This window comes from Actinoplanes sp. NPDC019969 (assembly GCF_055562375.1).
The window spans coordinates 1,115,810-1,138,785 of record NZ_JBVHFK010000001.1; the positions used below are offsets into that span (position 1 = coordinate 1,115,810).

General features: G+C 70.6%; 27 protein-coding genes. 20 read left to right on the forward strand and 7 right to left on the reverse strand.

Going from position 1 to position 22,976, the window contains the following annotated elements; genetic code table 11:
• The first annotated feature begins 33 nt into the window (after window positions 1–33).
• Genes ACZ3II_RS05310 through ACZ3II_RS05320 form a run of 3 tightly spaced genes read left to right on the forward strand, consistent with a single transcriptional unit; the run spans window position 34 to window position 3,126 of the window.
• Entirely contained in the window at window positions 34–693 is a 660-nt protein-coding gene (locus ACZ3II_RS05310; RefSeq protein ID WP_465516339.1) for a hypothetical protein, read from the forward strand.
• A 58-nt stretch (window positions 694–751) separates the two neighbouring features.
• On the forward strand, window positions 752–1,534 hold the full coding sequence (locus ACZ3II_RS05315) for an ABC transporter ATP-binding protein (protein ID WP_465516340.1): 783 nt from the start codon (window positions 752–754) through the stop codon (window positions 1,532–1,534).
• Window positions 1,531–3,126: an ABC transporter permease gene (locus tag ACZ3II_RS05320; protein WP_465516618.1), complete on the forward strand. Its 1,596-nt coding sequence runs from the start codon at window positions 1,531–1,533 to the stop codon at window positions 3,124–3,126. The genes ACZ3II_RS05315 and ACZ3II_RS05320 overlap by 4 nt, the downstream gene beginning before the upstream one ends.
• Before the next feature lies 1 nt (window position 3,127).
• Here ACZ3II_RS05320 and ACZ3II_RS05325 read toward each other — a convergent pair whose 3' ends face one another.
• Both ACZ3II_RS05325 and ACZ3II_RS05330 read right to left on the reverse strand, forming a co-directional pair.
• Window positions 3,128–3,316, reverse strand: coding sequence for a hypothetical protein (locus tag ACZ3II_RS05325; RefSeq protein WP_465516341.1), 189 nt, complete (start codon window positions 3,314–3,316; stop codon window positions 3,128–3,130).
• A gap of 632 nt (window positions 3,317–3,948) precedes the next feature.
• A complete protein-coding gene (locus ACZ3II_RS05330) occupies window positions 3,949–4,182 on the reverse strand; it encodes a hypothetical protein (RefSeq protein WP_465516342.1) in 234 nt (77 codons plus the stop codon).
• 73 nt (window positions 4,183–4,255) lie between these two features.
• On the opposite strand from ACZ3II_RS05330, the gene ACZ3II_RS05335 reads away from it, so the two are divergent.
• The 8 genes from ACZ3II_RS05335 (at window position 4,256) to ACZ3II_RS05370 (ending at window position 11,630) form a co-directional block, all read left to right on the forward strand.
• Window positions 4,256–4,780, forward strand: coding sequence for a flavin reductase family protein (locus ACZ3II_RS05335; protein WP_465516343.1), 525 nt, complete (start codon window positions 4,256–4,258; stop codon window positions 4,778–4,780).
• 109 nt (window positions 4,781–4,889) lie between these two features.
• Window positions 4,890–5,255 carry a DUF485 domain-containing protein gene (locus ACZ3II_RS05340; RefSeq protein ID WP_465516619.1) on the forward strand — a complete coding sequence of 122 codons (366 nt, stop codon included), beginning with the start codon at window positions 4,890–4,892 and terminating at the stop codon, window positions 5,253–5,255.
• Entirely contained in the window at window positions 5,255–6,931 is a 1,677-nt protein-coding gene (locus tag ACZ3II_RS05345) for a solute symporter family protein (protein WP_465516344.1), read from the forward strand. The genes ACZ3II_RS05340 and ACZ3II_RS05345 overlap by 1 nt, the downstream gene beginning before the upstream one ends.
• 133 nt (window positions 6,932–7,064) lie before the next feature.
• Window positions 7,065–8,222: an LCP family protein gene (locus ACZ3II_RS05350; RefSeq protein ID WP_465516345.1), complete on the forward strand. Its 1,158-nt coding sequence runs from the start codon at window positions 7,065–7,067 to the stop codon at window positions 8,220–8,222.
• 51 nt (window positions 8,223–8,273) lie between these two features.
• Window positions 8,274–8,609, forward strand: coding sequence for a rhodanese-like domain-containing protein (locus tag ACZ3II_RS05355; protein WP_465516346.1), 336 nt, complete (start codon window positions 8,274–8,276; stop codon window positions 8,607–8,609).
• Window positions 8,606–9,391: a glycerophosphodiester phosphodiesterase gene (locus ACZ3II_RS05360; RefSeq protein WP_465516347.1), complete on the forward strand. Its 786-nt coding sequence runs from the start codon at window positions 8,606–8,608 to the stop codon at window positions 9,389–9,391. Before ACZ3II_RS05355 ends, ACZ3II_RS05360 begins: the two co-directional genes overlap by 4 nt.
• A gap of 85 nt (window positions 9,392–9,476) precedes the next feature.
• Entirely contained in the window at window positions 9,477–10,580 is a 1,104-nt protein-coding gene (locus ACZ3II_RS05365; RefSeq protein WP_465516348.1) for a sensor histidine kinase, read from the forward strand.
• Window positions 10,581–10,754: 174 nt separating this feature from the next.
• Window positions 10,755–11,630, forward strand: coding sequence for a DUF5926 family protein (locus tag ACZ3II_RS05370; protein ID WP_465516349.1), 876 nt, complete (start codon window positions 10,755–10,757; stop codon window positions 11,628–11,630).
• Window positions 11,631–11,842: 212 nt separating this feature from the next.
• Here the strand turns inward: ACZ3II_RS05370 and ACZ3II_RS05375 are convergent, their stop codons facing one another.
• Complete coding sequence (locus tag ACZ3II_RS05375) at window positions 11,843–13,033, reverse strand: arginine deiminase (RefSeq protein WP_465516350.1); 1,191 nt, start codon at window positions 13,031–13,033, stop codon at window positions 11,843–11,845.
• A gap of 249 nt (window positions 13,034–13,282) precedes the next feature.
• Between ACZ3II_RS05375 and ACZ3II_RS05380 the strand changes: the two genes are divergently transcribed.
• From ACZ3II_RS05380 to pheA, 5 genes are all read left to right on the forward strand, one after another.
• Window positions 13,283–14,023, forward strand: coding sequence for a hypothetical protein (locus tag ACZ3II_RS05380; RefSeq protein WP_465516351.1), 741 nt, complete (start codon window positions 13,283–13,285; stop codon window positions 14,021–14,023).
• A gap of 73 nt (window positions 14,024–14,096) precedes the next feature.
• Window positions 14,097–14,558 (forward strand): PAS domain-containing protein, encoded by a 462-nt coding sequence (locus ACZ3II_RS05385; protein WP_465516352.1) that lies wholly within the window; start codon window positions 14,097–14,099, stop codon window positions 14,556–14,558.
• A gap of 83 nt (window positions 14,559–14,641) precedes the next feature.
• Entirely contained in the window at window positions 14,642–15,028 is a 387-nt protein-coding gene (locus tag ACZ3II_RS05390; RefSeq protein WP_465516353.1) for an ACT domain-containing protein, read from the forward strand.
• A 24-nt stretch (window positions 15,029–15,052) separates the two neighbouring features.
• The gene (locus tag ACZ3II_RS05395; RefSeq protein ID WP_465516354.1) at window positions 15,053–15,607 is read left to right on the forward strand and encodes a hypothetical protein; all 555 of its coding nucleotides are present in this window, start codon (window positions 15,053–15,055) and stop codon (window positions 15,605–15,607) included.
• A 20-nt stretch (window positions 15,608–15,627) separates the two neighbouring features.
• The gene (pheA, locus tag ACZ3II_RS05400; protein ID WP_465516355.1) at window positions 15,628–16,572 is read left to right on the forward strand and encodes a prephenate dehydratase; all 945 of its coding nucleotides are present in this window, start codon (window positions 15,628–15,630) and stop codon (window positions 16,570–16,572) included.
• A gap of 4 nt (window positions 16,573–16,576) precedes the next feature.
• Here pheA and ACZ3II_RS05405 read toward each other — a convergent pair whose 3' ends face one another.
• Complete coding sequence (locus ACZ3II_RS05405; protein WP_465516356.1) at window positions 16,577–16,918, reverse strand: metallopeptidase family protein; 342 nt, start codon at window positions 16,916–16,918, stop codon at window positions 16,577–16,579.
• A 75-nt stretch (window positions 16,919–16,993) separates the two neighbouring features.
• Window positions 16,994–17,422, reverse strand: a complete 429-nt coding sequence (locus ACZ3II_RS05410) for an OsmC family protein (RefSeq protein ID WP_465516357.1) — start codon at window positions 17,420–17,422, stop codon at window positions 16,994–16,996.
• 66 nt (window positions 17,423–17,488) lie between these two features.
• Here ACZ3II_RS05410 and ACZ3II_RS05415 point away from each other — a divergent pair, with 66 nt between their 5' ends.
• From ACZ3II_RS05415 to ACZ3II_RS05430, 4 genes are all read left to right on the forward strand, one after another.
• Window positions 17,489–18,160 carry a hypothetical protein gene (locus ACZ3II_RS05415; protein ID WP_465516358.1) on the forward strand — a complete coding sequence of 224 codons (672 nt, stop codon included), beginning with the start codon at window positions 17,489–17,491 and terminating at the stop codon, window positions 18,158–18,160.
• 55 nt (window positions 18,161–18,215) lie between these two features.
• Entirely contained in the window at window positions 18,216–19,475 is a 1,260-nt protein-coding gene (gene serS, locus ACZ3II_RS05420; RefSeq protein WP_465516359.1) for a serine--tRNA ligase, read from the forward strand.
• A gap of 108 nt (window positions 19,476–19,583) precedes the next feature.
• Window positions 19,584–20,393, forward strand: coding sequence for an HAD family hydrolase (locus ACZ3II_RS05425; RefSeq protein ID WP_465516360.1), 810 nt, complete (start codon window positions 19,584–19,586; stop codon window positions 20,391–20,393).
• Window positions 20,393–21,187 (forward strand): HAD family hydrolase, encoded by a 795-nt coding sequence (locus ACZ3II_RS05430; RefSeq protein ID WP_465516361.1) that lies wholly within the window; start codon window positions 20,393–20,395, stop codon window positions 21,185–21,187. Before ACZ3II_RS05425 ends, ACZ3II_RS05430 begins: the two co-directional genes overlap by 1 nt.
• Before the next feature lie 334 nt (window positions 21,188–21,521).
• On the opposite strand, the gene ACZ3II_RS05435 is transcribed toward ACZ3II_RS05430, so the two are convergent.
• Window positions 21,522–22,091 carry a bacterial proteasome activator family protein gene (locus tag ACZ3II_RS05435; protein WP_465516362.1) on the reverse strand — a complete coding sequence of 190 codons (570 nt, stop codon included), beginning with the start codon at window positions 22,089–22,091 and terminating at the stop codon, window positions 21,522–21,524.
• Window positions 22,092–22,130: 39 nt separating this feature from the next.
• On the reverse strand, window positions 22,131–22,958 hold the full coding sequence (gene ddaH, locus ACZ3II_RS05440; RefSeq protein WP_465516363.1) for a dimethylargininase: 828 nt from the start codon (window positions 22,956–22,958) through the stop codon (window positions 22,131–22,133).
• Window positions 22,959–22,976 lie beyond the last annotated feature (18 nt).

Genomic DNA, 22,976 nt, shown 5'->3' on the forward strand with positions numbered 1-22,976 from the left:
GCCGGCACCGAACCGTCACCCGTAGAACCGGGCATGAGACGCACCTACAGGCGGCCGGGCAGCGGTTTCACCGGACGCAATCGGAAGATCGTGATCGGGCTGGTGGCGGCCGCGGTGCTCGGCGGCGGCCTGGCGGTGGGCACCGGGATGAGCAGCGCCTCCACCTTCTGCGACGGCCTGGACCAGCAGTTCCGGGAGACGCAGGCGTTCATGGCGGAACAGCGGGCCAAGCCCAACGCGCAGACCGAGGCGGTGCTCGCCAACCGGCAGGCCGTACTCGACCTGATCAACGTGCAGCGGGCCCAGGGCGGCTGCGGCGGCGCGGTGGCACAACCCCCGGCCCCGCCGGCCGCGACCTCGCCCGCCGCGAAACCGCCGGCCGCAACGCCGCCTGCCGCCAAACCGCCGGCCGCGACGCCGCCCGCCCAGCAGCAGGGCGGAAACGGCGACGTGGTCTGCCCGGGCTCGACGGTCACCCTGTCCGGTGAGGGCGGCGCGCCCGCCGCGTCCAGCGGCACCTTCCCGCTCGGCACCCGCCTGCGGGTCACGAACCTGGACAACCGCAAGAGCATCACGGTCACCGTGGCCAGCACCTCGGGAAGCTGCATCCTGCTCAACAACGCGGCCTTCGAGGAGGTCCGCGAACCCGGGAAGTTCCTGATCAGGCGCGCCGTGATCGAGCGGGTCGGCTGAAACCATCAGGCGGTCCGGGTGTTCCCGGACCGCCCGCCGGGGCGATACGTTCGCTTTCATGAGCGTTCCGGCACAGCGTTCGCCGCAGGACGGCACGGCGGCGATGTCGCTGCGCGGGCTCGTCAAACACTTCGACACCCGCCTGGCGGTGTCCGGGGTCAGCCTGGACGTCCCAGCCGGGTCCTTCTTCGGCCTGCTCGGCCCCAACGGGGCCGGCAAGACCACCACGCTCTCCATGGCGGTGGGCCTGTTGCGGCCCGACGCGGGTCAGGCAGAGCTTCTGGGGTACGACGTCTGGCGCGCCCCCGCCGAAGCCAAAGCCCTGGTCGGCGTCCTGCCCGACGGGGTGCGGATGTTCGACCGGCTGAGCGGCCCGGAACTGCTCGCCTACCACGGCCTGCTGCGCGGCATGCCCGCCGAGACGGTCGACCAGCGGGCGGCCGAACTGCTCGACGTGCTGGAGATCGGCAGCGGCAACCGGACCCTGGTCGTCGACTACTCGGCCGGCATGAAGAAGAAGATCGGCCTTGCCTGCGCGCTGCTGCACGCGCCGCGACTGCTGGTGCTGGACGAGCCGTTCGAGGCGGTCGATCCGGTGTCCGGCGCGCTGATCCGCGACATCCTCCAGCGGTACGTGTCCGGCGGTGGCACCGTCGTCTTCTCCAGTCACGTGCTGGAGGTGGTGGAACGGCTCTGCACCCACGTGGCGATCATGTCGGACGGGGTGCTGCGGATGCACGGGCCACTCGCCGAGATCCGCGGCGACCGGACCCTGTCGGAAGTGTTCGTCCAGGTCGTCGGCGGCCGCGTGGCCACCGGTTCGGAGCTCGCGTGGCTGTGACCGGCACGCCCGGCACGGTGTCGATCCGGACGTTCGTCCGGCTCAAACTGCGGATCACCGGGAACACCCTGCGCGACCGGCCGGCCCGGATCGTGATGTTCGTGCTCGGCCTGGTCGCGGCGTTCGGCTTCGCCGTCCTGGGCTACGCGATGCTGGCGGTACCCGGCCTGCTCGGGCGGCCGGACATGGCGGAGATCCTGTTCCCGTTCGGCGGCGCGCTCCTCACCCTCGGCTGGGTGTTCCTGCCACTGCTGTTCTTCGGGGTCGACAGCACCCTCGATCCGGCCCAGTTCGCGCTGCTCCCACTGCGCCGCCGCACCCTGATCGCCGGGATGGGCGCGGCCGCCCTGGCCGGGCTGCCGGCGCTGGCCACCCTGTCGGCGACGCTCGGGACGGTGCACTCGGCGGCGCTGCTGGGCGGCGCCGGGGCGGCACTGGCCGGATTCGCCGGCATCGTCTGCGGGCTGGTCCTGTGCGTGGTGCTGAGCCGTGCGGTGATCAGCGCGTTCGCGACGTCACTGCGGTCCCGGCGAGCCCGGGACCTGGCGACCATCCTGCTGGCGGTGGTGGCGGCGTCGATCGGGCCACTGGAACTCACCCTGCTCGGGGTGCTGAACCGGGCCGACTGGGACCTCGTCGAGACCATCGCGGCGGTGACCGGGTGGACGCCGCTCGGCGCGCCGTGGACCCTCGGGCTGGACGTGGCGCAGGGGCGGCTGTGGGCCGTACCCCTCAAGCTCTTGATCGTGGCCGTGACCGTGACCGGACTGCTCGCCTGGTGGGGCCGCACGCTGGAACAGGCGATGGTCGGCGCGGCAGGCGCCGGTCCGGGCCGGGCCGTCGCGCCGGATCACCGCAGCCCGGTGACCAAACTGCTGTTCCGCTGGCTCCCGCGAAGCCGGTTCGGCGCGCTGACCGCCCGCGAGATCCGCTACTGGTGGCGGGAGACGCGACGGCGGGCCGCGCTGGTCACGCTGACGATGGCCGGCGTCTTCCTGCCGCTCTCCACCGCTTTCGCGGGCGACGGCACGGGCGCGATCGGGCTGGCCTTCGTGGTCGGGGCGATCGCGCCGATCGGCCTGGCGAACCAGTTCGGGTACGAGGGCAGCGCCTACGCCACCAACCTGGCCACCGGCGTCCCGGGCCGACTGGAGATCCACTCGCGGGCCACCGCACACGCCGTCTTCACGGTGCCGGTGCTGATGCTCGTGGCGATCGTGACCGGCCTGGTGTCGAACCATCCGGAAGTGATCGCCACACAGTTCGGGACGCTGCTGGCCACCTACGGCGCCGGGCTGGCGCTGGTACTGCCGATCTCGGTACGCGCCGCCTACGCCCTGCCGGACGCCACCGGCCCGTTCGCGCTCTCCGCCGGCGGCGGGCTCAGCAAATCCCTGCCAGGAATCGCCGCCCTGTTCGGCGCGATGCTCGGCTCACTGCCGGTAGTGGTGCTGGCCGCACTGTGGCCCTGGCTCGCCCTGCCGGTCGGCCTGCTCTACGGCACCGGCGCCTACCTGCTCGGCGCGCACCTGGCCGGCCGCATGCTCGACCGCCGCATGCCGGAACTGCTGGCCGCCGTCACCCCCCGCTGAACTAACGCCGCCGGCGCAACCCGTCCCGTTTGACGAAAATGACCCGCCGCTCGATCGCCTCACCGGTAGCCCCGAGCACATAGCCGTCGATCCACAGCCAGCCGTCGTAGGTGACCCGCGGATCGACCCGGATCACCCGGAACGTCAGCGCCCGGCTCCCCGCGAACTGGACGCTCGCCGCCGCACCCACGAGGATCACCTCGCCGGCGCGCGGTAATGCGTCACTGATGGTCCGCCTCCCATCGTCACCTGCCGACATTACACAGGCTGGATGATCGGGTGACACCCTGTAGTTCGTCCACTTTCGAGCGACTCCCCACGGCAGAACGTTCCGTCCACCAAGCGGCATCCCCGCGGCAGAACGTTCCATTCACCAACGGGCATCGCGGCAGAACGTTCCATCCACCAACGGGCATCGCGGCAGAACGTTCGATCCACCGAACGGCATCCCGGCGGCAGCAGAACGTTCCGTCCATCAAACGACATCCCGGCATGCGGCAGGCGCGGCGGGCGGGCGGCGGGCGGGCGGCGGTGGGCGGGGCGGCGGTGGGCGGGGCGGCGGTGGGCGGGGCGGCGGTGGGCGGCGCCAGCCGGGCACGCGAGGCAGGCACGGCCGAGGCGCGGCAAGCGCGGCAAGCGCGGCGGACCCCCGGCTGGCTCTGGTGGCTGTCTCAGCAGCGCTGAGACAGCCGTGAGAACCAGCCGGGAGGGGTGACCGCGACGGGCGTGCATGAGCCGCACCCGCGGGATGCCGTGAGGGAACGCCTGCCTGGGCCGCCGCGAGGCACGGGACGCTGCGTGGCCCGTACAAGAAGCGTGGTTTTATATCGACGCGGTGGGGCGCAGGCCGTCCTGGCGGACGAAGATTCGGCGGCGTTGCTCGGCGCTGCCGTCGGCGCCGAGGACGTAACCGTCGAGCCATATCCAGCCGTCGTAGGTGGCTCGCGGGTCGACCCGGATGACCCGGAAGGTCAATGTCCGCTCACCGGAGAACTGGACGCTCGCCTCGGGACCGACATGAACGACGTCACCCGGCCGGAGAACCACCTGAGTCATGCATAGAAAATAGTTGTTGATCAATTAATTGGCATAGACGCGTGCGCAATCTGTAAAACGGCAGAATGATCGGATGCACTCCGACGAACCGGGTGGCCGCATCCACTCCACCGATCCTTTCGCCGTCCCCGAGACGGAGAAATCGCAGTTCCGACGGCTGCGAGGCCGGTTCGCCGCACCGGTTGCCCTGTGGACCGCGCCGGGCCCGGCCGGCCTGACCGTCTCCTCCACGGTGATCGCGGACGGGGATCCCGGACGGGTGATCGGCCTGATCGACGACGAGAGCGACTTCTTCGACGCGGTCACGCTCGCCGGCCGGTTCACGGTCTCCCCGCTGAGTCCCGCCGACCGGCAGCTCGCCGACCGGTTCGCCGGTCTCTTCCCGTCGCCGGGCGGCCCGTTCGCGTCGGGCGCGTGGGAGCAGACGGAGTACGGGCCGGTTCCGGCCCACGCCGGCGCCTGGGCCGGCTGCCGGCTGGACGACACCCGGCCGTGCGGCTGGGCCACCCTGATCGAGGCGGTGATCGAGGTCGTTCACTTCCCGGGCGCCGGGGAGCCGCTGATCCACTACCGGGGGAGGTACACCGAGCTGGCGTGATGCCGCTCAGCGCAGTCAGACCACCACTCAGCGCACGCCACGACCATCGGCCGGTGACACGGCTCACTCCTTCGTACGGTGCCGGAAAGTCCGCCAACACACAAAGGTGGTGAATTCCGTGCCGGCATCCGCCGATAGATACCTCGAAGTGCAGCGCTCCGAGGAGTTCGCTCTCCTGCGCCACAGGCTGCGCCGCTTCATCTTCCCCACGACTGTCGCGTTCATCCTCTGGTACGCGCTCTACGTGCTGCTCTCCGCGTACGCGCGGGACTTCATGGCCATCAAGGTGATCGGCAACATCAACGTCGCGCTGATCTTCGGTGTCCTCCAGTTCGTCTCCACGTTCCTGATCGCCTGGTACTACGCGCGGTACGCGGCCAAGGAACTCGACCCGCTGGCCGACGACATCTACCGCAAGGTCGACGAGGCGCCGGCCGCCAGCACGACGACCACCACCGACGGGAGCGCCGACTGATGGCCCCATTGGTTCTCGCCGCCGAGGCGTCCAGCAGCACCTCCCGTACCCTCACCACCACGCTCTTCCTGGTCTTCGTGGCGATCACCCTGGGCATCACCGTCTGGGCGAGCCGGCAGACCAAGACGGCCACCGACTTCTACGCCGGCGGCCGGCAGTTCTCCGGTTTCCAGAACGGCATGGCGATCGGCGGCGACTACATGTCGGCGGCCTCGTTCCTGGGCATCGCCGGCATCATCGCGCTGTTCGGCTACGACGGCTTCCTCTACTCGATCGGCTTCCTGGTCGCGTGGCTGGTCGCGCTGCTGCTGGTCGCCGAGTTCCTGCGCAACTCCGGCCGCTACACGATGGCCGACGTGCTGGCGTTCCGGATGCGGCAGCGCCCGGTCCGGACCGCGGCCAGCGTCTCCACCATCGTGGTGTCGGTCTTCTACCTGATCGCCCAGATGGTCGGCGCCGGCGCGCTGGTCTCGCTGCTGCTCGGCATCAAGCCGGGCACCGAGGTCTTCGGCATGGACGCCGGCACCGCCAAGGTCGCCACGATCATCCTGGTCGGCGCCCTGATGATCATTTATGTGACGGTCGGTGGCATGAAGGGCACCACCTACGTGCAGATCGTCAAGGCGTTCATGCTGATGGGCGGCGCCCTGATCATGACGCTGCTGGTGCTGGCGCACTACAAGTTCAACCTGTCGGCGCTGCTCGGTGACGCCGCTCAGCAGTCCGGCAAGGGCGCCGCGTTCCTGGAGCCCGGCCTGCGGTACGGCGTCGAGACGGCAGGCGATGCCGCGAAGACGTTCTACAGCAAGATGGACCTGCTCTCGCTGGGTCTGGCGCTGGTCCTCGGCACGGCCGGCCTGCCGCACATCCTGACCCGCTTCTACACCGTCCCGACCAGCCGGATCGCGCGCAAGAGCGTGCTCTGGGCGATCGGCATCATCGGCACCTTCTACCTGTTCACCCTGGCTCTGGGCTTCGGCGCGGCGGCCCTGGTGGGCGGCGCGAACATCACCGCGCAGGACAAGGCCGGCAACACCGCTGCGCCGCAGCTCGCCCAGGAGCTGGGCGTCGAGTACCTCGGTGGCGAGACCGGCGGCGCGATCATGCTGGCCGTGATCGCCGCGGTCGCCTTCGCCACCATCCTGGCCGTGGTCGCCGGTCTCACCCTGGCCTCGTCGTCGAGCCTCGCGCACGACTTCTACGCCAGCGTGATCAAGCGGGGCAACGCGTCCGAGCGTGAGGAGGTCGGCGTCGCCCGGATCGCCGCTCTGGTCATCGGCGCGATCGCGATCGCCCTGTCGATCTTCGCGCAGAACCTGAACGTCGCCTTCCTGGTGGCGCTCGCGTTCGCGGTGGCGGCGTCGGCGAACCTGCCGGCCATCCTGTACAGCCTGTTCTGGAAGCGGTTCAACACCGCGGGCGCGCTCTGGTCCATCTACGGTGGCCTGATCAGCGCGGTCGTCCTGGTGTTCTTCTCGCCGGTGGTGTCCGGCTCGGCCACCGCGATGTTCCCGGACCAGGACTGGCAGTTCTTCCCGCTGTCCAACCCGGGCATCATCTCGATCCCGCTCGGCTTCTTCTTCGGCTGGCTCGGCACGGTCATCTCGAAGGAGACCGACGAGCTGAAGTACGCCGAGCTCGAGGTCCGCTCCCTGACCGGTCACGGGGCCCACTGAACCTTGCTCAGTACACGGGCCGGCGTAGTCGCCGACGCCGGCCCGTGTCCGCCCGATCACTCTCCTCCCACCTTCGTGCCGAAGCACCGGTGAGACCACGGATCACCGGCATGCGCTACGTAACCTGGAACGCATGTCATCCACCACCTCCCCCAGCGGCAACTCCTCCGGACGAGCGTCCGTGCCCGGGCCCGGGCGTCCCGATCGGGACCGGCCCTTGCGCGGTGGTGACGGCATCGGCCCCGGTGGCCGGCCGCCCGGCAGCACCGGTCGCTCCTACGGCGGTGGCAACCGCCGCCCCCGGCCCCGATGGGGTCGCATCGCTCTCGTGGCGGGTGTGCTGATCACGGTCATCGCGCTGATCGCCGGCATCTCGGCGTGGGGATACGTCTCCGGCCTCGACGACGATCTCAAGCGGACGAACGCCTTCACCGAGCTCAAGGAGCGGCCCGCCGCGACCGTCGAGGGCGCCTTCAACATCCTGCTGATCGGCACCGACTCGCGTGACCCCGACGCCAAGCAGGATGCGGCCAACAAGTGGCGCGCCGACACGCTGATCCTCATGCACGTGCCGGCCGACCACAAGTCCGCTCAGCTCATCTCGATCCCGCGCGACCTGTGGGTGAACATCCCGGACGGCAACAGCGCGCCGTGCAGCTCCGGCAGCCGATCCAAGATCAATGCGGCGTTCGCCTTCGGCGGCATCCCGCGCGCGGTCCGCACCGTCGAGTGCATGACCGACGTGCGCATCGACCACGTCATGGCGATCGACTTCGGCGGCTTCAAGGAGGTCACCGACGCGCTGGGCGGTGTCGACCTCTACGTCGAGCAGGACGCCAAGTCGATCCACAAGCCCTTCCGCCAGTTCAAGAAGGGCACCATGCACATGAACGGCGAGGAGGCGCTGGACTGGATCCGGCAGCGCTACCAGTTCCCCCGTGGCGACTTCGCCCGGATGCAGCACCAGCAGGACTTCCTCAAGGCGCTGATGGACAAGGCGGCGAGCGGCGGCACCCTCGGCAACCCGGCGAAGCTGACCTCCTTCCTCAGCTCGGTGACCGATGCCCTCACCGTCGACGAGAACTTCTCTCTCAAGGACATGGCGGTCGAGCTGAGCAGCCTGCGCAGCGAGAACCTGACGTTCCTCACCAGCCCCAACAAGGGCAGCGAGACGATCGGCGGGCAGTCCGTGGTGGTCTCCGACCGGGAGAAGGCGCTGGCGCTGTACAAGGCCGTGGCCGCCGACAAGATGAGCGACTGGCTCAAGGCGAACCCGCAGAAGAAGAAGTGACCGGCGAGGTCATCGCCGACGAGAGGTGGCGCGGGCCTTAGTCTGTTCTCCGTGTTCGGACCCCAGGTTCCCAGCGTCACCGCTGATCAAGTTGCTGCCGGCTCCTACCTGCTCGACGTGCGCGAGCCCGACGAGTGGGAGGCCGGCCACGCGCCCGGCGCGCACCACCTGCCGATGATGGAGGTGCCGGCCCGGATGGCCGAGGTTCCCACCGACGGCGAGGTGGTCGTGGTGTGCCGGGCCGGTGGCCGGTCCGGCCAGGTCGTCGCCTATCTGATGAACAACGGGTGGGACAACGTGCGCAACCTCGACGGCGGCATGCAGTCCTGGGCCGCGCTCGGCAAGGACGTCGTCACCGACAACGGGCAGCCTGCCCGCGTGCTGTGAGCGACGGGTACCGCCCGCTGGTCATCGCGCACCGCGGAGGCGCTGACGCGCTGCCCGAGCACACTCTCGGGGCCTACCTGCGCGCGCTCGACGAGGGCGCGGACGGGCTGGAGTGCGATGTCCGGCTGACCCGGGACGGTCATCTGGTCTGCGTGCACGACAGCAAGCTGGAACGCACCAGCAACGGCCGGGGCCGGGTCAGCGCGAAGACCCTGGCCGAGCTGGACGCGCTGGACTTCGGGTCCTGGCATCCCGGCTTCGACAAGGATCTGCCCGATCTGTCCCGGCTGCTCACCCTGGAACGGCTGCTGGGCGCGGTGCGCGACAGCGGCCGGCGGGTCCGGCTGCTGATCGAGACCAAACACCCGTCCCGGTACGGGGCCGAGGTGGAACGCCGGCTCGTCCGGATGCTGCGGCATCACGGCCTGGCCGACCCGAAGCCGGACGACGACGTACAGGTCACCGTGATGTCCTTCGCGGCGCTCGCGCTGCGCCGGATCCGGGCCCAGGCGCCCGGCCTGCCCACGGTGTACCTGATGGAGATGGTGGCGCCCGGTGTCGGCCGGGGCCACCTGCCGTTCGGCGCACGGACCGCGGGTCCCGGCGTCGAGCTGATCCGGGCCAGGCCCGGGCTGCTGCCGGCGCTGAAGGCGGCGGGTCATCGGACGTACGTCTGGACGGTGAACCGGCCGGAGGACCTGGAACTCGTTCTGGAACACCGGGTGGATGCGGTGATCACGGATCGTCCGCGGTTCGTGCTCGACCATCTCGAACAAATGTGACCTGCACCACTAGGCCCAGGTCCGGCATAAGGAAGCGCTTAGGTTCATCTGCCGAAAACCCGGCGGGCGAGGCAGACTCGCAGGCATGGCGGACCGTCCCGACTACGCGGCCCTGACCCGGGGTCAGGTCGCGGTCCTCGACCGCCTCGACTCCGGTGACGCGGGCCTCGACACGTTGCAGGAGCTGGTCCGGCTCGCCACCGAGACGCTCGGGGCGTCCGGCGCGGTCTTCGCCGAGTTCGCGGGCGGCCACGGCCGGATCATCGCCGCCACCGGCGTCTGCGAGCCGCTCCTCGGCCGCCCGGCCTCGCACGTCGACGACGATCCGGCCGCGCTGACCGCCCGCTGCGACAGCGCCGGCTTCCTGCACGTCTATTTCGCCGACCCCGGCACGCCCGGCCCCGAGCACCGGGCGGTGGTGGAGTTGCTGGCCGCTCTCGTCAGCCGGCTCTACCACCTCAAGGCGGGCCTTCCCATGCACGGCGAGCCCGCCCCGGAGGAGGTGCGCCGTGACGCGGACCGCGATCTGTGGGTCGCGGTGACCAGCCACGAGCTGCGCACCCCGGTCACCGTGATCAAGGGGTACGCGGACACTCTCACCAACCACTGGGACACCCTCGGCGAGGACGGCAGACGCGAGGCGGTCCGGGTGATCGGCACCCGGGCCGGTGAGCTGGCCCGGCTGGTGGACCGGCTGCTCTCCGCCGCGAGCGAGGAGGACGGCTCGGTCGGTGGTTCCCCGGCCGGCCCGTTCGACCTGGTGGAGGCGTTGCGGGCGGCCGCCGCCGAGCTGCCCGGCGATCTGCGGGAGCGGTTGCTGCTGGCGCACATGCCGGAAGATCTGCCCAAGGCGTACGGGCACCGCGACTCGATCGCCACCGTCCTGACCGAGCTGGTCACCAACGCCGAGAAGTACTCGGACCCGGACACCACCGTCGAGCTCTGCGCCGGCGCCGACGACGACACGCTGCGCTTCCGGGTCTCCGACCGTGGCGCCGGAATCGCGCCGGAGAACGTCGAGCACGCCTTCGACCGGTACTGGCAAGCCGACTCCGGGCACCATCGGGCCGGCGCCGGCCTGGGCCTCTACCTGGTCCGGCGGCTGGTCGAACGGCAGAACGGCTGGGTCTCGCTGCGCCCGCGGGAGGACGGCGGCACGGTCGCCGAGGTCCGCCTCCCCCGCGCCTGACTCCAGCGTGTGTAGTTCGGGCGCGCATAGCGGCCGAACTCCACACACGGGCTTGCCGGGCTTTTCGGTGTGTGGAGTTGCGGCGGATATAGCGGCCGAAATCCACACGCCGGGTGAGACACGGGGTGGGGCACGTCACCGGAACGCGGGACGGACCGCTTACGCTGGTTCCCCGTGAGCAAGCGTCGCAAGTCCCGCGAAACCGCACCGAAGACGAAGGTGCGCGACATCTTCGTCGCCCGCCCGTTCGAGGGCCTGGCCGACGAACCGGAATGGGTCGCCCTGCGCGAGCTGGTCCCGGCCGCGTCCGCGCCGCTGACCCTCAAGCCGGAGATCGTCCAGGAGTACGGCGACCGCTCGGTCACCCTCTCCACGGTGCTGCCGATGGCCTGGCCGGCGATGTCCCGCCGGGACGGGCAGGTCCTCATCGGCCTGCAGCGGCACGTCCAGTCCGGTGACGTCTCCCGTGACCTGGCCGTGGCGATCCTGAACGCGCTGGCCACCGAGCCCGGCGACACCGTCCCGGTGCCGGCCCTGCCCGGTGAGGGCCTGCGCCTGCAGGACATCCTGGTCGACAACCCGCTCGAGATCACCATGCACGACGGGTTCGAGTACTGGCTGGACGCCGACCAGATGCAGGACGCCACCGTGAAGGCGTCACTGGAGCGGGCCAACGCCTCGATCTACCCGACGGTGCGGCTGGCCGCGGCCAAGGCGGCGTACTGGTGCCGGGTCGCGCCGGACAAGAGCCACGTGCGCTGGGTGCTGTCCGAGCCGGAGGACAGGGCGCTGGACGCGCTGTCCCGGCTGTCCGCATCGGGTGACCTGCTGCTGGGTGCGGACACCAAGTTCGCCGGCATGTTCCGGGCGCACGGGCTGCTGGTGCCGGTCTGGGACGTGCCGGGTGAGCCGGAGGGCGCGGACTTCGAGGCGCCGCTCGCCGACTTCGCCAAGCGGTACGCGGACATCCTGGCCGTGGACGAGCCGCTGGACGCGGCGGCCCGGCGCGCCAAGCAGGGCCTGATCGGCCGTCAGCTGACGCTCCGTTAGTTCCGGAGCGTGTTGAGTTCGGGCGGGTAGGACGGCCGAACTCAACACGCTGGGCGGGCGGCTTTTCGGTGTGTTGAATGGGGGCGCGTGGGGCGGCCGAACTCAACACGCTGGGTGGGGCTGGTCATGTTCGGCGCGAGCCGGGGGCGGGGGACTGCCTTTTCGTGGGATGAGAGCGCGGGGACCGTACCGCCGCAGGGGTTTGATCTTGGTTAGTTGAGTGGATCGCGCTGGATGGGGCAGCTCATGCAGCGCGGCCCGCCGCGGCCGGAACCCAGCTCGGAGCCGCTGATCCGGACCACCTCGATGCCGGCGCGCTCGAGCTGGGCGTTGGTCTCGACGTTGCGTTCGTAGGCGACGCACAGCCGCGGCGCGATGGCCAGGGTGTTGTTGCCGTCGTCCCACTGCTCGCGCTCGGCGGTGACCGGGTCGAGGCCGGTGTCGATGACCCGCAGCCGGTCGATGCGCATCGCCTCCGCCGCCGCCTCCAGGAACGGGCGCGGCGGCTGGACCCGCAGCTCGTCCTCGACGCCCGCGGTGATCGTCCAGGCTTGCAGGCTGTGGGCGAGGTTCGGGTACATCACCACGGCGTCGGCGTCCACCATCGTGCAGACGGTGTCCAAATGCATCGTGGCGCGTTCCTGGGCGATCGGGACGGCCAGCACGGTGTGCGCCAGCCCGGCCGCGATCACCCGCTGGGCCAGACGCTCGGCACCGGCCGGGGTGGTCCGCTCGCCGACGCCGATCGCCAGCACGTCCGGCGCCATCACCAGCACGTCACCGCCCTCGACGTGCTCCAGCGACGGGTCGAAGAGCAGCTCAGCGCCGGCGAAGCGCGGATGGTGCCGGTAGATCGCGTGGGTGAGCGTGGTCTCCCGGCGGCGGGCCCGCATCGCGAGGCTGGTGACCGCCACCCGGTCCCGCACCCAGACCGACGAGTCGCGGGTGAACAGCAGGTTCGGCAGCGGGTCGATGACGAAGTCGTGCCGGTCCATCATCTCGTAGACCAGGCCGCCGCCACCCGGCTTGATCTCCTCGTGGGCGAGGCCGGCGACCAGCAGCTCGGCGAGCCGGGCGGGCTCCTGGTCGGCCAGATAGTCGGCGACGCTCGCGCGCAGGGCGTCGCCGAGCCGGCGGTCGGAGAGGACGCTCGCGGTCAGCTCGGTCCGCGCCTCCGGCAGGGTCAGCGTCTCGGCGAGCAGGTCACCGAGGTAGAGCACCTCGACGCCACGGCTGCGCAGCGCCTCGGCGAAGGCGTCGTGCTCCTCCTGTGCCCGGCTCACCCAGGGGATGCCGTCGAAGAGGAGGGTGTCGTTGTTGCGCGGGGTCAGTCGCGCTAGTTCCGCTGCCGGACGGTGCAGCAGTACGGTACGGAGGTGGGCGACTTCACTGTCGACGTACACCCCGACGAGATTAGCCGGTACCGAGCGCTACCGTGTCGTGACGTTGTGCCTAGATCCTGGGACAGTCATGCACCGGTTGGGGCTGGGAGCTAGCTTGGGAAGGCAAGTTGCATCATCCGAAAGAAAAATTTGCCGTGAATGCGGCATTCATCCCGTCTCATTCCTACTCACCGGTCTGTTCCGTAGGGATACGATCACGTACGGTAGTTGGATAGAGAGAGCCCGATTGACCTTTTGCCGGAGGTCGCAGTGACTGTCTTCCCCACCCGTTCCGCGCTGCCCATGACGTCACAAGCGCTGACGCCCATCGACCGCAAGCATCCCGGGTCCGTCCTCGAGGACACCCAGCGGATGCCGAGCCCCACCGAATGGGCACGTCGCCGCCGCGCCGAACGTGGCGCCCGCCGTATCGAAGCCGCCGGAGCACGAGCCCTGACCCGCCTCGACCGCCTCGGGCCGAACTGGCACATCGTGGACTGGCCGCGGACGGATCTCTCCCAGGCCTATTACGAGCCCGACCCCGCCGACGAGCGCGCCGGCTTCCTGGCGATCGGCCCCGGCGGCATCTACGCCGTCACGGTGACCGACCAGGGTCGCAACCGCGTGCTGATCGCCGGCGACGTGGTACAGATCAACGGCAAGCGCCCGGCGTACATCGCCGAGGCCCGCCGGGACGCCCGCCGCGCCGCCAAGGCCCTCACCGCCGTCGTCGGGCTCAACGTCCCGGTGACCGCCGTGCTGACCTTCGTGGGCACCGGTGTGATCAGCGTCCACGGCCTGCCGAAGGACTGTCTGGTCTCCACCGACAAGGAGCTCGACCGCCTGCTCATCGCCGGTGGGTCGAAGATCTCCCCGGCCACCGCCTCCAAGCTGACCGCCGTCGCCGAGCACCCGGGCACCTGGTCGAACGCACCCTATCGGCCGGGTCTTGACTACTCTTCGTACGGCAACGGACAGACTGCCGCTGACAAGCGGCTGACCCGCCGGTAACGTTCCTTGCGAAGCCGTCGACGGCCGGCGCGAGACGTCGGCCGTCGGTGTGAGGCAGAGCGAGGAGGAGCCGGTGGCGCATGTTGAGCTCTCCCTCTCGGGAGCGTTCGTTCCGCAGGCCCGGACACCGTCGGAGGCCGAGTTCGTCACCAGCGTCGAGCGCTGGACGATGACCGTCGCGGCCGCCGATGAACCGTGCCTGATCCTCGACATCGACGGCGCGATACTCGCCGTGTCGCCGTCCGCCAGCGAGCTGCTCGGGCTGGGCAAGCCCGCCGAGGCGCTCGGCCGGCGGCTCAACACCGCGCTGCACCTGATCGACTTCACCGCGGGCGGTGGCCGGCTCGAGGAGCCCGAGGCCGAGAACATCCCGCCCCTGCTGGCGCTGCGCAGTGAGCGGCTGGCCCGCGGCCTGATGCGGGTCGTGCCCGGCGCGGGCGAGCCGCCGCTGACCGTCGATGCGGTCTCCACGCCGCTGATGGCGGGCGACCGGGTGGGCGGCACGCTGACCTTCCTGTCCCCGGTGCGGTATTAGCGTCCTTTTTGTCCGCCGCGGTGTGGTGTTCAACGCAGGTGGCAACCATTGGTTGTTACACAGCCGCAACGTAGTCTGCGAGCATGCTGGATCTAGACCTGTTACCGGGTGAATACGCGGTGTGTCGGCTTCCGGCCGGATCATCCCTGCCCGCCTCCCTCACCGCAGGTCCGGACGACAAGAGCGTCATCTCGGTGACCTGGGGCGTCGACGAGATCTCGGTGATCTGCCCGAACGACCGGGTGCCCACCGGCGCGGAGGCAGACACCGCCTGGCGATGTCTGCGCGTGTCCGACCTCAACCTGGCCATGCACGGGGTGCTCGCCTCGCTGGTCGGCCCGCTCGCCGAGGCCCGGGTCAACATCGTGACCTTCTCGACGTACGACACGGATTACCTCCTCGTGCCCGCTGTGCGGCTCACCGAGGCGGTCAACACCCTCACCGCGGCCGGGCACCGCATCGCCAGCTGACCTTTCGGCTCCTACCATGTCAACGTGTTCCCCCGCACACGTTGCCTCGTCCCGGCGCTGGGCCTGCTGATGCTGGCCGGCGCCTGCGGCGCGCCACCCGAACCGCTGCCGACCGGGCCGCCCCGCCCCCGCGCCAGCATCAGCCTGCCGACCGCGATCGCGGTGCCGTCGGCCCTCCCCACGACGGCGACCTACACCCTGCCGCCGCCGACCCTGATCACCACCCTGCCGACGGTTCGCACCACCACCCCGGCGACGACCTCACCGACGCCGTCGCCCAGCCCGACTCCGTCGCACGCGGCCCGCTGCACCGGCGAGCCGACCGGTGCGCAGATCATCGAGCTGGCCACGAAGGAGTCCGGTGTGCCCGATCAGAACCTGACGGTCACCGACGGGCCGTACTGCTCGGGGACGTGGAGCTTCACCACCCTCGGGATGACCGGGGCCGAGCCGCTGTCGGTGGTCGCCATCGGATCGGGGGCCACCCTCGAGTTCGTCACCGCCGGCACCGACGTGTGCAACCCGCGGGTCAAGGCACAGGCCCCGGCCGGGATCAGAGTCCTCGCCTGCGCCTATTGAGGAGGGCCTAGACTCCGGGCATGCCCGGAACGCCGCCTGCCCGCTTCGCGTACCTCGGCCCCGAGGGCACCTTCACCGAAGCCGCTCTGCGCACCATTCCCGCCGCTGAGCACGGGGTGCGTACGCCCGCGCGCAGCGTTCCCGAGGCGATCGAGGCGGTGCGCGCCGGCGAGGCCGACGCCGCGCTGGTGCCCCTGGAGAACTCGGTGGGCGGCGCCGTCCCGGTCACCCTCGACGAGCTGATCATCGGCAGCCCGGTGATGATCACCCGAGAGGTGCTGCTGCCGGTCGAGTTCCTGCTGGCCGCCCGGGCCGCGACCCCGCTGGACGAGATCCGCTCGGTCGCCGCGCACCCGCAGGCCTCCGCCCAGTGCCGGCACTGGCTGCGGGCCAACCTGCCGGACGCGGTCGTCGTCGACATGCTCTCCAACGCGGCGGCGGCGATCAGCGCGGCCTCCGGCGAGCACGACGCCGCGCTCTGCGCCCCGATCGGCGTGGACCGCAACAACCTCACCGTGCTGGCCGAGAAGGTCGCCGACCGGGCCGACGCGGTCACCCGGTTCGCGCTGCTCACCCGGCCCGGCGCACCGGCCGCGCCGACCGGCGACGACGTCACCTCGCTGGCCCTGTGGATCCGCCACGACCAGGTCGGCGCGCTGCTGGCCGTGCTGACCGAGCTGGCGGTGCGCGGCATCAACCTGTCCCGGATCGAGTCCCGGCCGACCGGGGAGCAGCTCGGGACGTACGTGTTCTTCCTGGACTGCACCGGCCACGTCGCCGAGCCCCGCCTCGGCGAGGCGCTCCAGGGCCTCCGCCGGATCTGCGCCGAGGTCCGGTTCCTCGGGAGTTACCCCAAGCACCGCCTGCAGCCGGAACCGCCGGTCGCCGCGCCGCCGAACCTCTCCGACGGCGACTTCGCGAACTCGGCGGCCTGGCTCGACCGCCTGCGCTCCAACGGGGCCTAGCGGGTCATCCCCAGCCCAGGTCGTGCAGGCGCTGGTCGTCGATGCCGAAGTGGTGGGCGATCTCGTGCACCACGGTGATCGCGACCTCCTCCACCACGTCGTCCTCGGAGTCGCAGACCTTCAGCGTGGGGAGGCGGTAGATGGTGATCCGGTCGGGAAGCGTGCCGGCGTAATCCCAGCCGCGGTCGGTCAGCGCCGTGCCCTCATAGAGGCCGAGCAGGTCGTCGCTGCCGTCCTCGGGGCGGTCCTCGACGAGGAAGACGACGTTGTTCATCAGGGAGAGAAGCGCGACGGGAACCCCGTCGAGGGCCTCGCCCACCAGCTCCTCGAAACGCTCTGGACTCATGTCGACGGGCACCCGCCCATTGTGCCCGTGTCACCGGCGCGGCCAGAAGGGCCGCGCCGGGACATCGATCACACGTCAGGCGAGCTTCGCGACCAGGCTGATCTCGGCACCCGGGCTGAGCAGGCGGGAGATCGGGCAGTTCTCCTTGGCTCCGGTGGCGAGCTCCTGGAACGTGGCGTCGTCGATGCCGGGGACATCGCCGACGGTCTCCAGGTCGATGCGGGAGACGCCGAAACCGGCGTCGGTCTTGTCCAGGTGGACCTTGGCGACGGTCTCCACCGAGGTGGGCGTGAAACCCGCGTCAGCGAGACCCTTCGAGAAGGCCATCGAGAAGCAGCCGGCGTGCGCGGCCGCGATCAGCTCCTCGGGGTTGGTCCCCTCGCCCTCCTCGAAGCGCGACTTGAACGAGTAGGCGCCCTGGAGGCCACCCTTGCCGGTCTTGACGGTGCCGGAACCCTCGGTGAGGTTTCCTTCCCAGCGGGCAGAAGAAGAACGAATAGGCATGCCCAGCACGCTAGCCGATATCTCGCCCGTTGGTTCGCGGACCGGGCGGGGGCCATGATGGAACCCATGGTCCCGGAACCCCAGAGCGACAACGCGGTGATCAGCTTCGGCGAGCCCGCCCGGCGCGGCGTCCTGCGGGACCTGACCACCGACCGGCGGGTCCCGGCACTCACCGCGGCGCTGGCCGCCGTCGCCGCGTTCGGGTCGCTGGTCTCCGAGTGGCAGACGACCACGGTGAGCGAGACGGTGATCGACAGCGAAGGGACGCGGGCCGGCCGGATGCTGTCCGCCGGGCTGTTCGACCTCGGTGCGCCCGGCGCCGGATATCTGGGCGGGCTGCTGCTCCTGACGACCGCCGTCGTGCTGGCCGTCTTCGGTCCCACCACCGGCCGGGCGTACGCACGGCTCGCCGGATTCGCCACCGGCGGGGTGCTGCTGGCCCTGCTGGCGGCGCTGGTCGGCCCGCTGGGCGAGACCAGCCTGCTGATCCCGCGGTACTTCGCCCTGGAAGTGGGCAACGACGAGATCACGATGGCGCCCGGCCGTGGGTTGTGGTGCGCGCTGGCCGCGGCCGGCATCGCCTTGATCGCACTCCGGTTGTCCACTGTCGCGCGGGCCGCGCCGCCCACCCCACCTCGGCAGGCGGAGGCCGCCGACGAGCCGCTCGACCTCACCATCTCGCCGGCCACACCGTTCGCGTCGTTCCCGGGTGACCTGGATCAGCCGCACCGATCGTGACACCGGGGGATATCCGGGTGATGAACGGACCGGCGCGCCGGTAGGCTCGACAACCGTGATTGACCTGCGTCTGCTTCGCGAAGACCCCGAACTGATCCGCGCCAGCCAGCGGTTGCGCGGTGAGTCCACCGAGCTCGTGGACGGCCTGCTGAGTGCCGACGAGGAGCGCCGGGCCGCCACCCAGCGGTTCGAGACGGTCCGGGCGGAGCAGAAGTCCATCGGCAAGGAGGTCGCCAAGGCTTCCGGGGACGAGCGGGCGGCGCTGCTGGCCCGTACCAAAGAGCTCGCCGTTGAAGTGAAAGCGGCCGAGGCCGCGGCGAGCGAGGCCGAGCAGGCGCTGCGCAAGGCCCACCTGGCCGTGTCGAACGTGGTCGAGGGCGCCCCGCCCGGCGGTGAGGACGACTTCGTCGTGCTGCGCGAGGTCGGCGACATCCCGCAGATCGCGGCGCCGAAGGACCACCTGGAGATCGGCGAGGCGCTGCGGGCGATCGACACCGAGCGCGGCGCGAAGGTGTCCGGATCGCGGTTCTACTTCCTCACCGGCGTCGGTGCGCTGCTGCAGCTCGGCATGCTCCAGTTGGCCATCCAGCAGGCGGTCGAGCACGGGTTCACGCCGTCGATCACGCCGACCCTGGTGCGGCCGGAGTCGATGGAGGGCACCGGCTTCCTCGGGGCGCACGCCAGCGAGATCTACCGGCTCGAGGCCGACGACCTCTACCTGGTCGGCACCTCGGAGGTGGCGCTCGCGGCGTACCACTCGAACGAGATCATCGACCTGAGCAGCGGGCCGTCGCGGTTCGCCGGCTGGTCGACGTGTTACCGGCGGGAGGCCGGGTCGCACGGCAAGGACGTGCGCGGCATCCTGCGGGTCCACCAGTTCGACAAGGTGGAGATGTTCTCGTTCTGCCGGCCCGAGGACGCGGCCGAGGAGCACCAGCGCCTGCTCGCCATGGAGGAGGAGATGCTGGCCAAGGTCGAGATCCCGTACCGGGTGATCGACGTGGCCGCCGGTGACCTCGGCTCGAGCGCGGTCCGCAAGTTCGACTGCGAGGCGTGGGTGCCGTCGCAGCAGCGGTACCGCGAGGTCACCTCGACCTCGAACTGCACCACGTTCCAGGCCCGCCGGCTCAACATCCGGTACCGGGACGAGAACGGCAAGCCGCAGACCGCCGCGACCCTGAACGGGACCCTCGCGACCACCCGGTGGCTGATCCCGATCCTGGAGAACCACCAGCAGCCGGACGGTTCGGTGCGGGTGCCCAAGGCGCTGCAGCCGTTCCTCGGCGGCCGGGAGATCCTGGAACCCGCCAAGTAACGATCTCGTCATCGAGCGGCTACCGGTTGTCATGGCAGCTGGTGGCCGCTCGGGTGTACCGTTCTCCTTCCGCCCTCCGCGGGGGTTTGCCGACCCTCGGAGGTTTCCATGAAACCTGGGCTCCCCAAGCTGATCGCGACGGATCTGGACGGCACGCTCGTTCGCAGCGACGACACCGTCTCGGCGTACACCCATGAGGTTCTCGACCGGGTTCGCGCCGCCGGCATCCGGATCGTCGCCGCCACCGGCCGCGGCCCGCGTCTCACCTCGCTCACCCGCAACGACATCCGGGTCGCCGACTTCCTGGTGCTGGCCCAGGGCGGCTGGGTCCTGGACCTGGCCGACTCCCGCTACCTGCGCCAGGCCCGGCTGCCCGGCGCGGCGCTCGGGGAGGCGCTCGGCGCGCTGGAGTCCGCTGCCGGCCCGCTGTCGGTGATGTTCGAGGCGCTCGAGCACGACGACTCCCCGCTCTGGGGCGACTACGACCCCACCTGGCGTTACCCGGTGACCGTCGAGTCCCGTACCCGCGCCGAGTGCCTGACCGGTGAGGTGATCAAGGCGTTCGCCCGGTCCTTCGAGCTGGGCGTCGACGAGCTGCTGGACGCGGCCCGCCGGGTCGTCCCACCGGACCTGGCGACGGTCACCCAGGCCGGCCTCGACTACGTGGAGATCTGCCCGGCCGGCGTCGACAAGGGCACCGGCCTGTCGGTGGTCGCCGAGGCCGTCGGCGTCGACCCGGCCGACGTGCTGGTCTTCGGCGACATGCCCAACGACCTGCCGATGTTCGCGTGGGCCGGCTGGGGGCGGGTCGCGGTCGCCAACGCGCACCCGGCACTGCTGGCGGTCGCCGACGATGTGACCCTCACCAATGACGAGGACGGCGTGGCCGACTACCTGGACCGGCTATTGTCGCGGTGATGGGACCCTTCCGCCTCGTCGCCTCCGACATCGACGGCACCCTGATCACCGGCGACCGCACGCTCAGCCCTCGCACCCTCGACGTGCTGAGCCGTGTCCCGGTCCCGGTGGTCGTGGTCACCGGCCGGCCGCTCCGCTGGCTCGACCAGCTCTTCGACCAGCTGCCGGCCCCGTTGCCGGCGATCTGCGCCAACGGGGCGGTCATCTACGACCCGGACACCGACACCGTGCTGCGCGCCGACACGCTGCCCGTCGACCTGCTCCTCGACGTCACCAAGCAGCTCCGCGACGCGGTCCCGGACATCTCGCTGGCCGTCGAGGTCGAGGACGGGCGCGCCTTCCTGCACGAGGACACCTGGACGATCCGGTGGGAGCACGACCATCGGGTGCGGGTGATCGCCTCCCCGGAGGAGCTGACCTCGGTGCCTGCCGTCAAACTGCTGGCCCGCTCGTCGACCGCCGACCCGGACGAGTTCCTCGAGCTGATCAGCAGCACGCTGGGTGACCGGGTCGAGGCCACCCGGTCGTCGTCCTCGGCCCTGGTGGAGATCTCCGCGGCGGGCGTGACCAAGGCAGCCGGCCTCGCCTGGTACTGCGAGCGGCACGGGATCACCGCCGACCAGGTCGTCGCCTTCGGCGACATGCCCAACGACATTCCGCTGCTGAGCTGGGCGGGCCGGGGTGTGGCGGTCGGGAACGCCCATCCGGCGCTGCGCGCGGTCGCCGACGAGGTCACCGGCACCAACGATGAGGATGGGGTCGCGGTTTACCTGTCGTCCCTGTTCAACCTCTGATTTCGGTACGCCCGGGGCAGTCCTTCGCCGGATCCCGCCGTCCCGTGGCCCCCCCGGGCGAGGCAGGCCGGACACCGGACCGAAGCGCCCCTCACGGGCGTAGCGGTGGTCCCGGTCAACCCCGGGCTGGTTCTCAGGGCTGTCTCGAGCGCCCTGAGACAGCCCTGAGAACCAGCCCGGGTGGGCCACCGCCGACCGTTGAGCTGACACTCAGCCGGGGCCACCGCTACGCCCGTGCGGGGCGTTTCGGTCGTGAGCCGGGACTACGTCGCCTGGAGTGGGCGGGACGGGTCACGTTGGGCGGAGCGGCCCGGAGCGTACGAAATAAGTGGTCTCAGAGGTATTGACCGGTGCGGCCGGCGATGTCGGGACCACCGGTGGGCTGCTTGCCGGGGATGACGCTGCCCATCGGCAGGGCGGGCCGGCCCGGGACGCCGCCGCGCATCTGCTCGAGCTGGAGGCGGGCGGCCATCTGCTGAGCCACGAGCGCGGCCTGGATGCCGTGGAAGAGGCCCTCCAGCCAGCCGACCAGCTGAGCCTGAGCGATCCGCAGCTCCGAGTCGCTGGGCGGCGTCTCGCCCTCGAACGGCAGGGACAACCGCTCCAGCTCCTCGCGCAGCTCAGGGGCCAGACCGTCCTCCAGCTCGGCGATCGAGCGCTGGTGGATCTCCCGCAGGCGACCGCGGCTGGCCTCGTCGAGCGGAGCGGCCCGCACCTCCTCGAGCAGCTGCTTGATCATGCTGCCGATGCGCATGACCTTCGCCGGCTGCTCGATGAGGTTGCCCGGCTCCTCGGGGGTGAGCGAGCCGTCCGGCTCGAATGTGCCCATCGGACGGCCGTCGGGGCCCACGACGATGACGGAGCCGTCGTCCGTGTGCTCAGTGGTGCGGGTGTCGTCGGTCATGCGATCCATCTTTGCGCACGGGTTCGAGCGATGCTCGTTTCAGGGCCGGAGTTCAGCCACCGCGCATTTGACGCTGCCGCCGCCGCGCTTGAGCTCGGAGAGGTCCACGTGAACCGGGACGTATCCCGCGTCCTGCACCTTGCGTCCCATGGCGGTCGCGTCGGTGTTGAGGATCACATGGCGGCCGTCGCTGACCAGGTTCAGACCGAAGGCCTCGGCGTCGTCCCGGTCGGCGATCACCGCGTGCGGGAAGAGGCGCTCCAGCACCCGCTGCGAGCCCTCGGAGAAGGCGCCGGGGTAGTAGGTGACGTTCTCGTCGTCCAGGGCGGCCAGCGCGGTGTCCAGGTGGTAGTACGCCGGGTCGATCAGCTTGAGCGAGATCACCGGGCGGCCCAGCACCTCCTGCGCCTCGGCGTGCGCGGACGGGTCGGTGCGGTAGCCATGGCCGGCCAGCACCAGGCCGCCGTGGGCGCCGGGGAGGTAGGCGAAATCGCCCTCACCCTCGTTGACCTGCGCGGGAGCCACGAACTTCCAGCCCTCGGCAAGGTAGAACGCCTGGTGGGCGACGGCCTCGGCGGCCCGCTGCGGGTGCAGGAACCGGGCGCCGTAGACGGTGCCGTCGACGGAGAAGGCGCCGTTGGCCGCGTAGACCATGTCGGGCAGGCCGGGCTCCGGGTCGAGCACGTGCACGACGTGCCCGAGGCCGGTGAGTGTGGTCCGAAGCTCTTCCCACTGCTTGAGGGCGAGGGCGGTGTCGACCGCCACCGTGGTGTCCATCCAGGGGTTGATGGCGTACTCGACCGTGAAATGCTCAGGGGGACACATCAGATATGTCCTGTTTCGCGGCAAGCGCTCCGTGTAGCTCATGAGGTTAAAGAGTAAGTA

Excerpts from the sequence above, each read along its gene's own strand:
- ACZ3II_RS05345 (WP_465516344.1), top strand. The coding sequence starts at position 5,255 with ATGGCCCCATTGGTTCTCGCCGCCGAGGCGTCCAGCAGCACCTCCCGT.
- ACZ3II_RS05315 (WP_465516340.1), top strand. The coding sequence starts at position 752 with ATGAGCGTTCCGGCACAGCGTTCGCCGCAGGACGGCACGGCGGCGATG.
- pheA (WP_465516355.1), top strand. The coding sequence starts at position 15,628 with ATGCCCGGAACGCCGCCTGCCCGCTTCGCGTACCTCGGCCCCGAGGGC.
- ACZ3II_RS05415 (WP_465516358.1), top strand. The coding sequence starts at position 17,489 with ATGGTCCCGGAACCCCAGAGCGACAACGCGGTGATCAGCTTCGGCGAG.
- ACZ3II_RS05350 (WP_465516345.1), top strand. The coding sequence starts at position 7,065 with ATGTCATCCACCACCTCCCCCAGCGGCAACTCCTCCGGACGAGCGTCC.
- ACZ3II_RS05330 (WP_465516342.1), bottom strand. The coding sequence starts at position 4,182 with ATGACTCAGGTGGTTCTCCGGCCGGGTGACGTCGTTCATGTCGGTCCC.
- ACZ3II_RS05365 (WP_465516348.1), top strand. The coding sequence starts at position 9,477 with ATGGCGGACCGTCCCGACTACGCGGCCCTGACCCGGGGTCAGGTCGCG.
- ACZ3II_RS05435 (WP_465516362.1), bottom strand. The coding sequence starts at position 22,091 with ATGACCGACGACACCCGCACCACTGAGCACACGGACGACGGCTCCGTC.
- ACZ3II_RS05390 (WP_465516353.1), top strand. The coding sequence starts at position 14,642 with ATGCTGGATCTAGACCTGTTACCGGGTGAATACGCGGTGTGTCGGCTT.
- ACZ3II_RS05410 (WP_465516357.1), bottom strand. The coding sequence starts at position 17,422 with ATGCCTATTCGTTCTTCTTCTGCCCGCTGGGAAGGAAACCTCACCGAG.
- ACZ3II_RS05430 (WP_465516361.1), top strand. The coding sequence starts at position 20,393 with ATGGGACCCTTCCGCCTCGTCGCCTCCGACATCGACGGCACCCTGATC.
- ACZ3II_RS05310 (WP_465516339.1), top strand. The coding sequence starts at position 34 with ATGAGACGCACCTACAGGCGGCCGGGCAGCGGTTTCACCGGACGCAAT.
- ACZ3II_RS05335 (WP_465516343.1), top strand. The coding sequence starts at position 4,256 with ATGCACTCCGACGAACCGGGTGGCCGCATCCACTCCACCGATCCTTTC.
- ddaH (WP_465516363.1), bottom strand. The coding sequence starts at position 22,958 with ATGAGCTACACGGAGCGCTTGCCGCGAAACAGGACATATCTGATGTGT.
- ACZ3II_RS05425 (WP_465516360.1), top strand. The coding sequence starts at position 19,584 with ATGAAACCTGGGCTCCCCAAGCTGATCGCGACGGATCTGGACGGCACG.
- ACZ3II_RS05405 (WP_465516356.1), bottom strand. The coding sequence starts at position 16,918 with ATGAGTCCAGAGCGTTTCGAGGAGCTGGTGGGCGAGGCCCTCGACGGG.